Here is a 14,900-nt window from a genome sequence, read left to right on the forward strand (position 1 = left end):
AATCGTCTCTCCGAAATGACTAAATCTGTAATTGCTTCTCTTGTCGGTAGAGATTCCATACTGGATGCCCTATCTGTTGCCTCTCTTTTGTGATTTGGTATTACAACGCTTTGCGCTCAAACCCAAATAGTGAGAGGCGGCGCTTCGCGCCGCCTCTCACTATTTGGGTTTTGATTAGTCCTGAGACAGGTGTCTATAGCTATAAAAGCTATATTTTACGGAGAGAGAGGGATTCGAACCCTCGTTAAAGTTACCCCTAAACAGCATTTCCAGTGCTGCGCCTTCAACCACTCGGCCATCTCTCCTCGCTTAACTCACTAAAGGCGATCGCAATTTTTTTTGCGAAGTCATTAGTTTCATCGTGCGGATTCTAATCATACCAAAGCTTGGTACATATGCAAGACTTGAAAGTACGAAAAATCAAATTTTTTTGTCTCTATTAAAATCTAAAAAGAAGAAGAGCAGCGCTCTTCTTCTTTTTTTGTTTTTAGACGGCATGTTGACGATACCAAGCGATCGTTTGATTTAAACCTTCACGAAAACCTACCTGTGCCGTGAAACCAAAAGCTTGCTTAGCCCTTTGCACATCAAGACAACGGCGCGGTTGTCCATTGGGTTTGTCCGTTTCCCAGACAATGTCGCCATCGTATCCCATTAATTCACAAATCAAATGGATCAAGTCCTTGATGGAAATCTCCGAGCCAGTACCAATATTTACAGGCTCTGACTCGTTATAAGCCGCTGATGCCATGACAATACCCCTAGCTGCATCTTCAGAGTAGACAAATTCTCTAGTTGGCGTACCATCACCCCATACCGAAATTTGGCGATCGCCTTTTTGTTGAGCCTCATAAACCTTACGAATCAGAGCAGGAATTACATGGGAGCTACGCGGATCGAAGTTATCTTCTGGTCCATAGAGATTAACTGGTAGCAGGTAAATACCATTGAATCCATACTGTTGACGATAGGACTGTAGCTGCACTAGCAGAGCTTTTTTGGCGACACCATAGGGAGCATTGGTGACTTCAGGATAGCCATTCCAGAGATCTCCTTCTTTAAATGGTATGGGTGTAAAGTTGGGATAGGCGCAAATTGTGCCGACACAGACAAATTTTTGGACGTTAGCTTGATAGGCGGCATGGATTAACTGCACACCCATCATTAGGTTGTCATAAAAAAGTTCGGCAGGTTTTTCACGGTTGAGTCCAATGCCACCGACATGCGCCGCAAGGTGAATAATTAAGTCTTGGTCTTGAACAACTTTTTCACAGACGGCAAGCGATCGCAAATCATCATCTTTTGATCTCGGTACAGTGATTAAGTCTTGGCTTGCTCCTGCGGCGATCAGTTGGGCAATCACCTGCTTTCCTAAAAAGCCAGCACCACCAGTTACTAGAATCTTTTGATCTTTGAATTGTAGTTTTGATTGATTGTCTATCATAAAAATTTCTTCAGTAAAGTACGAGTAGATTAAAAGCCCTGCACAGCAGGGCTTTTAATCTACCAAGTCGATGCTTGTCCAATATTTCTCAATGTGGCAATATCTTGAGAATGCGTGCCTTTAGGATTTGGCAAGCCCAATGCTTCTAAATCTGCATCTACCATTAGCTCAACTAAAGCTTTGAAGGTAACTTTAGGCTCCCAGCCTATCTTTTGTTTTGCCTTAGTCGAGTCACCTAATAACAAATCCACTTCAGCAGGACGGAAATAGCGGGGATCAATCTCTACATAGTCTTCCCACTTGAGATTGACGTAGGCAAAAGCCTCTTCTAAAAACTCACGTACTGAATGAGTTTCGCCAGTGGAGATCACATAGTCATCGGGCTTTTCTTGCTGCAACATAAGCCACATCGCCTCTACATAGTCTTTGGCATAGCCCCAATCCCGTTTAGAATCCAGATTACCTAAGTACAGTTTTTTCTGCTGATTAGCAACAATACGAGCGATCGCTCTGGTGATTTTTCTGGTGACAAAGGTTTCGCCGCGACGAGGCGACTCATGATTAAACAAAATGCCATTACAAGCAAATAGCCCATAGGATTCGCGATAATTAATCGTTTGCCAATGGGCATAGACCTTGGCACAGGCATAAGGGCTACGTGGGTAGAAAGGAGTGTCTTCATTTTGGGGTACAGCTTGCACCAAGCCATACATCTCCGATGAGCCTGCCTGATAAAAACGGATTTCACGAGTGTTGCGTTGTTGATAGTCACGCAATGCTTCTAGTAAACGTAAAGTTCCCATCCCCACTGCATCAACCGTATATTCAGGTGAGTCAAAACTAACGCGCACATGGGACTGAGCACCGAGATTAAATACTTCGTGAGGTCGAACTGCTTCTAAAATCCGTCCTAATGTTGTGCCGTCAGTCAAATCGCCATAGTGCAGGAATAACTTAGTTTCTGGTAGATGTGGGTCTTGATACATATGATCAAGGCGATCGGTATTAATCGTTGAAGATCGACGAATGATGCCGTGGACTTCATATCCTTTAGCTAGTAGAAGTTCCGATAGATAAGATCCATCTTGACCAGTAATACCTGTAATTAAGGCGCGTTTAGATTTACTCATGGGGTGGGGGTGAAAATGACTCAAGTAAAAGTTTATAACATTGATTAAGAAGCAGTTTTTGAGCAAAGCATTGTCAGAATAAAAAAGTGCTTCTTTATTTTTCTGCGAAGTCAAGTGCTTTCTTCTATATGGCGCTTTTTAAGCAAGCGAGGTACGGGTTTGTTTCCCCGCCGAGGGAAACAAACCCGTACTTCACTAGACTAAACGCTATAGACACTTACCATCAATTAACATTTTCTCAAACTCAGGTGCAGGTAATGGTGGACTAAAGAAATAACCCTGAACCTGATCGCAATTATTCTCTTTTAAAAACTGAATCTGTTCCGCAGTCTCGACACCTTCAGCAATAACTTGCAATGACAAACTATGAGCAAGATCGATGATGGCCAAGGAAATCGTCGCATCATGCCGATCTGTGGTGATGTCTTGGATAAAACAGCGATCGATCTTCAGTGTGTTTACGGGAAAGTGTTTAAGATAGCTTAAAGAAGAGTATCCCGTACCAAAATCATCGATCGCTATTTTTACACCAAGCGCCTGTAAATGAGAAAGCACCTGAATTGTAAACTCGGCATTTTGCATGATGATACTTTCTGTAAGCTCAAGTTCTAAATGCTCTGGGTCAATCCCAGTTTCTTGTAAAACTTTGCTGACTAGTTCAATTAGATTGTTGTCTGGTCGAAAATGTTGACCAGACAAATTAACCGCTACAAATCCATAATTTATGCCAGAGTCGCGCCATGATCGCATTTGGTCACAGACAGAATAGAGAATTACCTCGCTTAAGCGGAGGATTAACCCTGTTTGTTCGGCTACGGGGATAAACTTGCTTGGCATAATAATGCCTAAATCTGGATGTTGCCATCGGGCTAGAGCCTCTGCGCCAACGATTTGCCCAGATTGGAGATCCACTAAAGGCTGATAAAAAACCCGTAGTTCATTGCGGTCAATAGCGCGATGCAGGCTATTGGCTAACGCCATGTATTCTGAAGACTGTACATTTAGGTCTGAACTGTAGAGTTTATAGCTATTCCTACCGTGGTTTTTGGCGTAGTACATCGCTAATTCAGCATTTTTGATTAATCCTTCTACATCTTGATGGTCATCAGGAAAAATAGTGATGCCAATACTACTAGTAATAAAAACCTCATGCCCATACAAATTGTAAGGACGACTTAACAGATCTAATATTTTCTGAGTTTCCATTTTGATGCTAATCGGATCTTTGACATCTGAAATGATCAGCGCAAATTCATCCCCCTGTATCCTCGCCACCATATCGCATGGTGCTGCGTAGCGCTTTAGTCGTTCCGCGATCGCTTTAAATAATTGATCACCAATATCATTGCCAAGCGTGTTGTTAATGATATTGAAATTGTCCATATCCAGAAACAGCAACGCTAAAGACTTGCTATTAATCTTGGCGTGTAATACTGCTTGACTTAAGGACTCATGAAAAAGGATGCGATTTGGTAGTTGCGTTAAATCATCGTGGTGAGACAAATATTCAAATCTTTCTCCCACCGCTTTGATTTCATCATAGTAATGCTCTCTTACGGAGTTGTACTTTTGTAATCGTGAGGCGATCGCCCCTAACAATTCCACAGAAGTAAATGGCTTAGTAAGATAGTCATCCGCGCCTAGTTGCATCGCTTGACGCATATCCGCTTTTTCGGTCATAGCCGTTAAAAATATAAACGGAATCATTGATGTTTTCGGCTCTTGGCGCAGCGCGACTAGGGTTCCATAACCATCCAGCTCGGGCATAGCGATGTCACAGATAATCAAGTTTGGCAAATAAGTTTTGGCTATTTGGACACCAACAACTCCATTCTCTGCGCCCAGTACATCAAAACCTTCGTAGGAGAGAGTCTCCATGATCTCTTCGCGCAAAGCTTCTACATCTTCGATGACTAGAATTGTGGTCATAATTTCGTCTATTCCTTCAAGTAAGGCAGTTTTACCTTTACAGTTGTTCCCTTGTTTTCAACACTATTAAGTTGAATTGTCCCCCCAAGAATGTCCACTGAACTTTTGATAATTGCCATCCCCAATCCAGTTCCTATGATCATACCAACATTGTGGGCGCGATAAAAATGGTCAAAAATCTTTTCTTGATCCATTAAAGGTATACCAATCCCCTGATCTTGAAACTCTAATAGAAGTTTTGGTACGTGATCACTGGTCAACGAAATTGTAAACTTGACTTCGCCAGCATTAGGTGAATACTTGATTGCATTTGACAATAAATTAGAAATAATTTGCCTAAAAAATTTAGTGTCAATTATTACTTTTGTAGGAACGTTGATGTTTTTGAAAACAACTTTATGTTTGCCATTTCCTAGCAACTTAGTTTGTTCAATAATTTCTAAACAGAAGTCTTCAAGATTGATCTCGTCTAACTGCAATTCAAATCTTCCTGATTCAGTTTTGCCGATGATTAATACCTCTTCTAAAAGGTTAGTCATACCTTTAACTTCACGTTGAATTTTATCAATTCTCTCTAGTTTTTTCTCGTCTGACATTTTATGACCATAGTTTCGCAATAAATCACTTGCAGTCTGGATCGTAGCGAGTGGTGTGCGGAATTCATGGGAGGCTCTAGAAATAAATTGGGATTTGAGTTCGTTTAACTCTTTCTCCTTAAGCAAAGCTCTTTCCAGTTGGCTAAGACTTTGTTCGAGTTGCTGAGTGCGATCGGCAACTTGCCGTTCTAGATTTTTGTTAAGATCTTGGACTCTATCAAAGAGTTTTACCTGTTGAATGGCGATCGCTACATGATTAGCCAACTGCCTTAATAAGTCAATTTCAAATTCTTCCCATTGACGCGGCGCAAAGCATTGATGGGCAATTAATAATCCCCATAATGTGTCGCCAAAAGAAATAGGAACTACAATATTTGCCTTTACTTGGAAACATTGCAGCAGATCTTTGTGACAAGGACTTAAATCTGCAAGATCTACATCGTCTATACTTGAGATTGATCGATTTTGATATTTTCGTACATAATCTTGATTAAAGCATGAATCATTAATCGTTTTCCCTAGAATGGATAACACTGGCGCATTAATGGCTTCGACAACAAATGTACCACTCCAATCCTCTTGAAACTGATAAATAACTACACGATCAATGCGTAATAATTCTTGAGCTTCTTTAACAGTAATTGACAGGATTTGATCGAGATTTAACTCGCATTGAATTTTAAGTAAAATTGCATTTAATAAGCGTTCTCTTTCCCCTTGATAACGTAGTTGGGTTTCGACTTTTTTCCGCTCGGTAATGTCATAGTAGCTACTCAAATACATTCGTTTGCCTTTGTAAGCCATTAACCTCGTAGAAACTAAGACATCTTTAAATGTGCCATCACGATGACAAATGCGCGTTTCGACCGTCATCGCTTGACCAGTTTCCTGTAAATGCTGCAATCGTTGCAAAGCTTTGTCATGTTCAGCGCGATCAGGGTAGAGGAAAGTTGTAAAGTCATGGCTGGCATTTGCTTCCGTAAAGGTATATCCAGTAAGATTTTCCATGCCAGCATTGAAAATTGCAAAATAGCCTGAATCATCACTAAAGGTAATTCCTTCTTTGATCGATGTTAGGACTGTCCGCAACCGCTCTTCACTTTCGAGTAATCGTTGAGTTGATTTAACTTGATCAGTAATGTCAGTTTGAATGCCAATATAGTTAGTCAGTTCGCCATGATCGTTAAATACTGGCGCAATGTACAAGTCATTCCAAAATGGTGTGCCGTCTTTACGATAGTTAAGCAAGACAGCATGACATTCTCGCTTTTCTTTAATTGCGTTGTGTAAATCTAAAAGCCCGATCTGATTGCGATCGCCTCCTTGCAAAAAGCGACAGTCACGTCCCAGCACCTCGGCTGCACTGTAACCTGTAATCCTCTCAAAGCTAGGATTCACATAAATCATCGGATTATTGGGCTGAGTCGCATCGGTAATGACGATTCCGTTGGAGCTTGCCGCGATCGCCCGTTCCCGTAGTTGTAGTGATTCTTCCACCCGCTTCCGTTCTGAAACATCTCGTAATGATGCAACCACATAGACTCTACGATCTTCATCCATAGCCTCAGAAACACGCATTTCTGCGGAGGTGGTACTACCTCGGTTGAGAATATCGATATCGGTACTTTCTCCTGCTACTACAGGTAGTCCAAAAGTCTCGCCGATAATATCGTCAGATTTACAACCAAATAGATTTTCCGCTGATTGGTTGACGTAGCGAACAATGCCTTCATGATCAACCACCACAAAAGCATCAGATATTTTGCTTACTAAATGACCGAATTTTTTTTTATCAAACTCTTTAATTTGTGATTTGGATAATTCTGCGGTAGTAATATCTTGGCAAGTACCCACAATCTGTTGGGAATGGTCATTACTATCAAGTTTTAGAGATAGGGAAATCGATAACAGTCGATTGGTTACTAAATCAAGTTTTGCTTCAAATACAGTAATTTGCTGAGTTTGCAAGCACTGACTAATATGCTCATTCAATAACTGAGCCAATTCTAAGGGTAGACACTCTTTTGGCTGCAAGCCAACTAGATCGACAGTTTGATCGATACTACGTTCCCCAAAAATGAGATGGACAAAAGTAAGATTGGCGATCGCAAATCTCAATGTGAATGCTTGATGATTTTGGTCATTGACATCTGAGCTTTGTAGGTTTGACTCATTTGACTCAATGGTCAAAACAAAAATACCGCATTGAACGTAATCTAGGATATTTTGCATAGTTGCCATCTACCAAATATCACAGCTATTAACTTATACGTTTATTTAGTCTAGTGAAGTAGGGTTTTGTTGCCCCGCCTTCGGCGGGGCAACAAAACTTTGTACCTCGATCACTATGAGGTTTTGCTGCTTTGCAAAAAAAGTCGCAAAAAATGGTTAAAAACTGAGAGCTACTAACCTAAAACATAGAGAATAAGGTTCAAGCTTCATGGCTCAACTATAATTGCGATCGCTATACCTTTACATTAATTATTTATGAATTTAACGCTCTCAGTTCCTTCCATAGGCTGCGCTAGTTGTATCGAAACTATTACAAAAGCGATCCAAGCTGTTGATGCCTCGGCAATAGTTACAGGTGACGCTGCAACTAAGTCTTTAGATATCGAGAGTCAATTAACTGAAGTCAAAATTCGCGAACTAATTGCGATCGCAGGTCATAAAGCAGCTTAAAAGTAGAAGCCGTGAGAATCACGGCTTCTACTTTTAAAGATCGCAATATTCGCCTTTGGGTGCGTTAAAATCCCCTGACTTACCCCCACTCTTGTGGATCAACCTTGTATTTGAGATGATCATCGTCTTTTCGAGCGACTTAGCCATATCGTAAAGGGTTAAAGCTGTGATCGTGGCCGCAGTCATCGCTTCCATTTCTACCCCAGTTTCTGCTTTAGTTTTGACCTCAGCCTCAATCTGATAACCAGGAATATTTTCATCTAGCATAATTCTGACATCGACACTAGTTAGATTCACAGGATGACACATGGGGATCAAACTAGCCGTTTGTTTAGCAGCCATAATTCCTGCTAGTTTTGCTGTGCCTAAAACATCTCCTTTTTTTACATTTCCTGATTGGATCGCATCCAATGTTGTTGTTTTCATAGATATCTCGCAAACAGCGATCGCCCGTCTCACCGTTTGCGGTTTATGCGTCACGTCCACCATTTGAGCATTACCACTTTGATCAAGATGAGCGAGTGACTGAAGAATATCCGTATCCATAAAAACTTTGCCGAAATTAGCTCAATAATATAAAAACAAAACAAGAATCTAAAGAATTTAACAGCAATTCTCTTCGTAAAAATCGTTTTTCTTGAAAGCTCATAAGACGAGCCTTCAAAAAGACTTAATTATTTGTAGGATGCATTAGTGCTTAACGCATCAATTACTTAAAAATCATGGGTTACGCTATCGCTAACCCATCCTACAGTTAATTTCAACAACTTACTTAAGAACCATTTAGCGATAAAAAGACTCTTTACCTAGTACAAAAGTTTACCCGAATTATGACTGAGACTGTAAAGATTGAGATTTATGCCAATAGTCTTGATGAAACTCAAGCGATCGCCACCAAACTAGCGCAAATTGTTACCGCAGGGACAATTATTCTGCTCGAAGGGAATCTCGGCAGTGGCAAAACCACTTTTATGCAAGCCTTTGGTCGCGCACTTGGTATTAGCACCACGATCACTAGTCCAACATTTACCCTAATTGATGAATATACTGAAGGTCGCCTGCCACTTTATCACATTGATCTTTATCGACTAGAGCCTCCTCAAGTTCCCAGCCTCCATTTAGAAGAATATTGGCGCGGCGAAGATTTTCCCCTTGGCGTAGTAGCGATCGAGTGGGCTAGTAAATTACTTGCCATACCACCCCAGCATCTTAAGATTAATCTCTCAATACCAGTGCAAGCATCTCCAATGCGATCTCCTGAGAAGCAATCTCCCCACCTTGAGCCATCTCCAGACGAAGACGAAGAATTTTTGGAGGATTTGCCCGAAGAACGCTTAATTCAACTTATTGCCCAAGGTTCACCCTATGTTGCCCTGCTCAATCAGGCAGACTTTAGTGATTTTCAGCGCTGTAGACGCTGAAAATTATACCAAAACACAAAATAGCGTAGCCATTTTGTGTTTTTACAAACCTGACTGGGTTTGGTTTTTAATTCACAAAAGTGTTGCCACACTTTCGTGAATTGGTACTACTAGTCTTTATCTGGGGAATCTGACTTATCAGTAGTTTCACCATTGCCCTTCACTTCATCTTGAAATCCACGCAAAGCTTGTCCCACACTGCGACCAATTTCAGGGATACGCTTTGCCCCAAAAATTGCCACACCCACAAGCGAAATCACAATTACCTCTGGCCAGCCAATTCCAAACATTTCTCTTAGATCTCCTCAAATGCATCTGCTATGCTTTTATTCTCTATGTAAATGTCAAATAAACGTACCTAAAAATAATGGATTCAACCATTACTTGGACACTTGGCAGCACCGAACCAGATGCTGAAGCCAATCTTGCCCGCATCGCCCAATGGTGGACATCTCTTGCGGGGCAAGAAATTATCTGGCAACAACGCCCCTTAACTGAAAATAGCGATCGCAATGCGATCGATTGGAGCAAGCAAGCTCTCGACGAAACCTTTACAATTCAAACTCCAAGCCTTCGAGGTATTACCCTCTATTGGTATAAGCCCAATAGCCCCGACGAACGCAATATCTCCGTCGGCTATCTTCAACTCAATTTATTTACTCAACAGTTAGACATCCTGCCATCTTCAGGTCGCAGCTACCAACTCCGCATCACCCTGCCCAAAATCGTCTACCAAAAAATCCAAGTCACCGATCCGCAGTTTGGTAGCATCATTCAACCTAATGGTGATGCAGTATTACTATTTCGTGACGAAAAACAACGTTTAGAAATTCAAGTTGATTTAAGCGCCGTAAATGTCGATTTACTTAAACAAAAGCTTTCATCTTGAAATAATTAAGAATCTATAGCTATAACCACCTGTAAACCCAAATATTGTGAGGCGGCGCTTCGCGCCGCCATTCTCTTCTTGGGGTTTGCTTTTGTCCTCATACACTTGGCGACAGCTATATGTCCTAACAAGAATAGAGACAGCTATAAATGAAATTTACTGAAAGGTAGATCAAGCTTCAAAATCTTTGTCTGAATGCTTCCGCATGGCAACCCTATAAACATTAATAAAGTAAGACATGTTTTTATAAAATCTAGCCTATGATTTGTGCATATTTGGCAAACAAACTTGGCTAAGGGTAAATCTATGACACCTCAAGAACTCCCACCTCCGATTAGTCCTCGTCAGATGGATATGCTTCGAGCTGTAGCAGCAATGGCATGGGCTGATGGCAAGCTGGAGCCTGATGAAATTCGGCTGATGCTTGATGAATTTGCAATGTTATTTGCCAAAACTGAAACAGAACGTAGCAACCTAAAAACCCGTCTCAAAGATTATTTAGGACAAAATATTCCCCTAGAAGAAGTTGTCCCAAACATCAAAAGCATTGAAGATCGAAAAATGACCCTCAGGCTTGGCTATCAAGTGATCCAATCTAGTCGGCGCAATCCTGATGAACCTATGATCAACCTTGATGAAGCAGCAGCTTATCAAAGGCTAGTCAGAATACTGGATTTACCTCCAGAAGTTGTAGCCGATATTGAAGCCTCGATCGCCCCTCAAGACGAATCTCATCCTAACGGAATTATCAAAGCTCTAGCAGCAAGGCTACACAAACTACTTGGGAATGCAAATTGATCTGGCGAAACACAACCCAAATATGAGATAAGTACCTGTGCAGAATAAATTAACCAAACCTGTAAAGTTGCTTCCCGCAGGGGCGCAACTTTACAGGTTTGGGTTTGGAATTAATTATGCTCATCTACTTATTACACAAGATATCTCATATTGAAATTGAAGCAACTTGCATCTACTTACACATCATAAGAATCAAAATTTTTGTTAAAAGTGTTAGATGGAAACCTCATTAATAAAAGTTCTGTGGGTTTCTTAACTGTAAATTGCAATAAATTTGGAAGCCAAATTAACTAGAATAGCTAAGTCATTGTGCTGATCTGCAATACCTATAGCCACAAACTCGGATAGAGTGATTACTTACAGAAAAAAATTAAGAGCTACGAGCAGCCACTATGCGGGATGGAACTGATCTTCAGCAAAAAATTATGTCTGCCCCATTCTTTGTGGGGCTACCTGATGAAGCCGTAATTAGGGCAACAGCGCACATGGTCACGCGCAGTCATCCAGCCGATCAAGTAATTTTGCTGGAAAATGACTGGGGCAACTCGGTTTATTTCATCTTGGAAGGCTGGGCAAAAATTCGCACCTATAATCTCGATGGAAAAGAAATCACGCTAAATATTCTCGGATTTGGCGAGATGTTTGGCGAAATGGCTCCCCTCGATCAAGTGCCGCGATCAACTGACGTGATTACACTCACGCCCACAACTATCGGTAGTCTGCCAGCTTCAGATTTTGTACATTTGATTGAAACAGAACCAACCGCAGGCATACATTTAGCAAGGCTCATGGCAAAGCGCCTCCGCCAAGTTAATCGCCGGTTACGCTTGCGGGAAGCTGATAGCACTTCTCGCGTTGCTGATGTCCTGCTCTTTCTGGCTGAAGGACAAGGGACAAAGGTAAGTGGTGGTTTAGAAATCCCCAATTTACCCCATCGGGAACTTAGTAGTCTCAGTGGTTTAGCCAGAGAGACAGTAACCCGTGTACTGGGCAAACTAGAGCGCAAAAATTTGATTCAGCGTATTCCCGATCGCGATGTGTTGTGTATCCTCAACCCTGAAGGCTTAGAATCCCTGATGGTTTAAATCAAGTGGTTTAAATCACAATATGGAGCGAATCAGCTCCTTTTGATCTGTTATTATTAGGCTCGTTATTTGGTAGGTAAGAAGTATAAATGCTGAATCCAGTTGATTTCAGCGGTAGACCTTTTCATTTTGTGGGTATTGGCGGGATCGGTATGTCGGCGATCGCCTATATCTTAGCGAAGCAAGGATTTACGGTATCTGGCTCAGATCTTAGTAGCAATCGCATCACTCAAAAGCTACAGGATCTTGGTGTAAAAATTTTTCAAGGGCATCATGCAGACAATATCGATCTAGCAAATGCTCCTCAAGTTGTCTGTTCGACTGCGATCAATCAACAAAATCCCGAATTTCAGGTGGCTCTGGCTAACGGCTTGCCAATTTTGCATCGTTCTGATTTATTAGCCGCTTTGATCGAGCAATTTCAAGCGATCTCGGTTGCAGGAACGCATGGCAAAACGACAACCAGTAGCCTAGTAGGATTTTTACTGCTCAAGGGAGGAATAGATCCCAGTATTATCATTGGCGGTGAGGTTAGCGCTTGGCAAGGAAACGCTCGTTTAGGCAATGGCAAATATCTAGTTGCTGAGGCTGATGAATCCGATGGCACCTTGGTGAAATTTTTATCTCACATTGGCATCGTCACCAACATTGAGTTAGACCACCCTGATCACTACCACAACCTTGAACAGGTCATTGAAATTTTTCAGACTTTTGCAAAACGCTGTGAAGTTGTAGTTGGCTCTATTGATTGCCCTACGGTGAAGCAGCATATTCGTTTAGATATAACCTATAGTTTGAGTGATCCTTTGGCTGACTATACGGTAACTGATGTGCAGTACAACCCCTCAGACACCCAAGCCTTAGTGATCGAACGGGGCAAACCTTTGGGGCTAATTTCGTTAGGACTCCTTGGTAAACATAACCTTAGTAATGCGCTAGCAGCGATCGCAGTGGCGCGTTATGTGGGCGTTGAGTGGAATGCGATCGCTGATGCTTTACCTGATTTTGTGGGTGCTAGTCGCCGCTTTGAGATTAAAGGTGTGCAGAACAGGATTACTTTTGTCGATGATTACGCTCATCACCCTAGTGAAATTATTGCCACGCTTGCCTCAGCCAGACAACAAAATACTACTAGTCGTGTAGTTGCCATCTTTCAGCCCCATCGCTATAGTCGCACTCATCGATTTTTATCAGAGTTTAGCCATTCCTTTACCGATGCTGACATGGTGATTGTCACTGATATCTATGCCGCCAGTGAACCCAACGATGGCAAGATTACAGGCTCACAAGTTGCCGAAGCGATCGCTTCAGTACGCGATCAAGTGCATTATTTGCCAACCCTCAAAGATGTCCAAGCATTTTTAGTGGAAAACCTGCAATCTGGAGATCTCGCTGTATTTCTCGGTGCTGGCAATCTCAATCAGGCGATCGCGCCAACAATGAAAGAAATAGAGGAATCGCTTTGCGATTCCTCTATCAATTAGTTTTACTCCCAAGCCGATGTCACTCGATCTTCAAACCCAAACTCCAATTCGCTCGAACGTATCTCTAGCAGGGCTAACTTCGATGCGTGTCGGTGGCGCGGCTGAATACTTCATTTCGCCGCGCACATCTTTAGAGCTTGCCGATAGTCTGGCATGGGCAAGTGATCGTCACTTACCGATCACTATAATTGGCGCAGGGAGCAATCTCTTAATTAGCGATCAAGGTTTAGCGGGTTTAGTGATCTGCACTCGTCATCTAAGGGGGATTGAGTTTGATGAGCAATCTGGACAGGTTACAGCCGCTACAGGTGAACCTGTAGCCCGTTTAGCCATGCAAGCGGCTAGTCGTGGGTGGTCAGGTTTTGAATGGGCGGTTGGCATCCCCGGAACCGTAGGCGGATTAGTAGTGATGAATGCGGGAGCGCAGGGTGGTTGTGCGGCGGATTGTGTGGTATCAGTGCAGACTGTTACCTTGACTGGTGAACCTAAGCTAATTTATCCCCAAGACTTAGATTTTAGTTATCGCACCTCGGCTTTACAAGCATCATCGCAACTAGTCACAGAGGCAACTTTCAAATTGCAGACTGGTGGTGATCCAGCGGCGATCGCTGCGGATACTGAGTCAAAGCTCAAAGTGAGACATACTACACAGCCTTACCATCTACCGAACTGCGGTAGTGTTTTTCGTAATCCTCTACCTCAATTTGCAGCAAAACTCATCCAAGACGCTGGACTGAAAGGCTATCAAATTGGCAATGCTCAAGTTTCAGAACTGCATGCCAATTTCATCATAAATCTTGGCAATGCAAAAGCTAGCGATATTTTCAGTCTCATAGAACACATTAAAACTGTAATTAGCGATCGCTATGGTGTAGTACTGGAAACCGAAGTCAAAATGATCGGTCATTTCTAAATGTTTGGGGCTTGTTAGCGATCGCATTCATCTATAGATAGATTTAAGATTTAACTATTTACATTACTCAATACTTCAATGTAATGTATAAGGATAGGCTTAGGCTTATATATAAAATTTCATAACTTATTCATTCCCAAAAGGATTATTTGCAATCATGACAACAGCAGTACAAAGACGTGAAAATACGTCACTGTGGGATCAGTTTTGCAATTGGATCACCAGCACCGAAAACCGCCTCTATGTAGGCTGGTTCGGCGTAATCATGATCCCTTGCTTACTCTCCGCCACCATTTGCTTCATCATCGCCTTCATCGCCGCACCTCCTGTCGATATTGACGGAATCCGCGAACCAGTAGCAGGCAGCTTGCTATTCGGAAACAACATGATTTCTGGAGCAGTTGTTCCTTCTTCAAACGCGATTGGCTTGCACTTTTACCCCATTTGGGAAGCAGATAGCCTCGACGAATGGCTATACAACGGTGGACCATACCAATTGGTAGTATTCCACTTCCTACTCGGCATTTTC

13 protein-coding genes, 1 tRNA gene and 1 pseudogene are annotated in these 14,900 nt (G+C 42.1%); 8 read left to right on the plus strand and 7 right to left on the minus strand.

Annotated features, from left to right (window positions below; translation table 11 throughout):
* Positions 1 to 218: 218 nt before the first annotated feature.
* The 5 genes from H6G05_RS24075 to H6G05_RS24095 form a co-directional block, all read right to left on the minus strand.
* A tRNA-Ser gene (locus H6G05_RS24075) sits at positions 219 to 305 on the minus strand.
* 182 nt (positions 306 to 487) lie between these two features.
* Entirely contained in the window at positions 488 to 1,444 is a 957-nt protein-coding gene (locus H6G05_RS24080; RefSeq protein ID WP_190582373.1) for a GDP-L-fucose synthase family protein, read from the minus strand.
* A gap of 59 nt (positions 1,445 to 1,503) precedes the next feature.
* Positions 1,504 to 2,574 (minus strand): GDP-mannose 4,6-dehydratase, encoded by a 1,071-nt coding sequence (gene gmd / locus H6G05_RS24085; RefSeq protein ID WP_190582375.1) that lies wholly within the window; start codon positions 2,572 to 2,574, stop codon positions 1,504 to 1,506.
* Between the two features lie 207 nt (positions 2,575 to 2,781).
* Complete coding sequence (locus H6G05_RS24090; RefSeq protein WP_190582377.1) at positions 2,782 to 4,503, minus strand: EAL domain-containing response regulator; 1,722 nt, start codon at positions 4,501 to 4,503, stop codon at positions 2,782 to 2,784.
* 8 nt (positions 4,504 to 4,511) lie between these two features.
* Positions 4,512 to 7,331: a sensor histidine kinase gene (locus H6G05_RS24095; RefSeq protein WP_190582379.1), complete on the minus strand. Its 2,820-nt coding sequence runs from the start codon at positions 7,329 to 7,331 to the stop codon at positions 4,512 to 4,514.
* Positions 7,332 to 7,586: 255 nt separating this feature from the next.
* Here H6G05_RS24095 and H6G05_RS24100 point away from each other — a divergent pair, with 255 nt between their 5' ends.
* The gene (locus H6G05_RS24100; protein ID WP_190582381.1) at positions 7,587 to 7,781 is read left to right on the plus strand and encodes a heavy-metal-associated domain-containing protein; all 195 of its coding nucleotides are present in this window, start codon (positions 7,587 to 7,589) and stop codon (positions 7,779 to 7,781) included.
* 33 nt (positions 7,782 to 7,814) lie between these two features.
* Here the strand turns inward: H6G05_RS24100 and moaC are convergent, their stop codons facing one another.
* Entirely contained in the window at positions 7,815 to 8,327 is a 513-nt protein-coding gene (moaC, locus tag H6G05_RS24105; RefSeq protein WP_190582383.1) for a cyclic pyranopterin monophosphate synthase MoaC, read from the minus strand.
* Between the two features lie 284 nt (positions 8,328 to 8,611).
* On the opposite strand from moaC, the gene tsaE reads away from it, so the two are divergent.
* Positions 8,612 to 9,202, plus strand: a complete 591-nt coding sequence (gene tsaE / locus H6G05_RS24110) for a tRNA (adenosine(37)-N6)-threonylcarbamoyltransferase complex ATPase subunit type 1 TsaE (protein WP_190582392.1) — start codon at positions 8,612 to 8,614, stop codon at positions 9,200 to 9,202.
* 110 nt (positions 9,203 to 9,312) lie between these two features.
* Here the strand turns inward: tsaE and tatA are convergent, their stop codons facing one another.
* Positions 9,313 to 9,492: a twin-arginine translocase TatA/TatE family subunit gene (gene tatA, locus H6G05_RS24115; RefSeq protein ID WP_190582394.1), complete on the minus strand. Its 180-nt coding sequence runs from the start codon at positions 9,490 to 9,492 to the stop codon at positions 9,313 to 9,315.
* A gap of 77 nt (positions 9,493 to 9,569) precedes the next feature.
* Here tatA and H6G05_RS24120 point away from each other — a divergent pair, with 77 nt between their 5' ends.
* The 6 genes and pseudogenes from H6G05_RS24120 to H6G05_RS24145 form a co-directional block, all read left to right on the plus strand.
* Positions 9,570 to 10,091 carry a hypothetical protein gene (locus tag H6G05_RS24120; protein ID WP_190582396.1) on the plus strand — a complete coding sequence of 174 codons (522 nt, stop codon included), beginning with the start codon at positions 9,570 to 9,572 and terminating at the stop codon, positions 10,089 to 10,091.
* Positions 10,092 to 10,397: 306 nt separating this feature from the next.
* Complete coding sequence (locus tag H6G05_RS24125) at positions 10,398 to 10,889, plus strand: tellurite resistance TerB family protein (RefSeq protein ID WP_190582398.1); 492 nt, start codon at positions 10,398 to 10,400, stop codon at positions 10,887 to 10,889.
* Positions 10,890 to 11,314: 425 nt separating this feature from the next.
* Positions 11,315 to 11,974 carry a Crp/Fnr family transcriptional regulator gene (locus H6G05_RS24130; RefSeq protein ID WP_242025797.1) on the plus strand — a complete coding sequence of 220 codons (660 nt, stop codon included), beginning with the start codon at positions 11,315 to 11,317 and terminating at the stop codon, positions 11,972 to 11,974.
* A gap of 89 nt (positions 11,975 to 12,063) precedes the next feature.
* Positions 12,064 to 13,458: a UDP-N-acetylmuramate--L-alanine ligase gene (murC, locus tag H6G05_RS24135; protein WP_190582403.1), complete on the plus strand. Its 1,395-nt coding sequence runs from the start codon at positions 12,064 to 12,066 to the stop codon at positions 13,456 to 13,458.
* A 16-nt stretch (positions 13,459 to 13,474) separates the two neighbouring features.
* Positions 13,475 to 14,371 (plus strand): UDP-N-acetylmuramate dehydrogenase, encoded by an 897-nt coding sequence (gene murB, locus H6G05_RS24140; protein WP_190582405.1) that lies wholly within the window; start codon positions 13,475 to 13,477, stop codon positions 14,369 to 14,371.
* A 157-nt stretch (positions 14,372 to 14,528) separates the two neighbouring features.
* Positions 14,529 to 14,900, plus strand: a pseudogene (locus H6G05_RS24145) (photosystem II q(b) protein); the annotation flags it as partial.

The sequence above is a fragment of the Phormidium tenue FACHB-1050 genome, assembly GCF_014696925.1.
Taxonomy (GTDB): domain Bacteria; phylum Cyanobacteriota; class Cyanobacteriia; order Pseudanabaenales; family Pseudanabaenaceae; genus Pseudanabaena.

Coding starts and splice junctions, on each gene's coding strand:
- H6G05_RS24080 (WP_190582373.1), bottom strand. CDS start 1,444: ATGATAGACAATCAATCAAAACTACAATTCAAAGATCAAAAGATTCTA.
- gmd (WP_190582375.1), bottom strand. CDS start 2,574: ATGAGTAAATCTAAACGCGCCTTAATTACAGGTATTACTGGTCAAGAT.
- H6G05_RS24090 (WP_190582377.1), bottom strand. CDS start 4,503: ATGACCACAATTCTAGTCATCGAAGATGTAGAAGCTTTGCGCGAAGAG.
- H6G05_RS24095 (WP_190582379.1), bottom strand. CDS start 7,331: ATGCAAAATATCCTAGATTACGTTCAATGCGGTATTTTTGTTTTGACC.
- H6G05_RS24100 (WP_190582381.1), top strand. CDS start 7,587: ATGAATTTAACGCTCTCAGTTCCTTCCATAGGCTGCGCTAGTTGTATC.
- moaC (WP_190582383.1), bottom strand. CDS start 8,327: ATGGATACGGATATTCTTCAGTCACTCGCTCATCTTGATCAAAGTGGT.
- tsaE (WP_190582392.1), top strand. CDS start 8,612: ATGACTGAGACTGTAAAGATTGAGATTTATGCCAATAGTCTTGATGAA.
- tatA (WP_190582394.1), bottom strand. CDS start 9,492: ATGTTTGGAATTGGCTGGCCAGAGGTAATTGTGATTTCGCTTGTGGGT.
- H6G05_RS24120 (WP_190582396.1), top strand. CDS start 9,570: ATGGATTCAACCATTACTTGGACACTTGGCAGCACCGAACCAGATGCT.
- H6G05_RS24125 (WP_190582398.1), top strand. CDS start 10,398: ATGACACCTCAAGAACTCCCACCTCCGATTAGTCCTCGTCAGATGGAT.
- H6G05_RS24130 (WP_242025797.1), top strand. CDS start 11,315: ATGTCTGCCCCATTCTTTGTGGGGCTACCTGATGAAGCCGTAATTAGG.
- murC (WP_190582403.1), top strand. CDS start 12,064: ATGCTGAATCCAGTTGATTTCAGCGGTAGACCTTTTCATTTTGTGGGT.
- murB (WP_190582405.1), top strand. CDS start 13,475: ATGTCACTCGATCTTCAAACCCAAACTCCAATTCGCTCGAACGTATCT.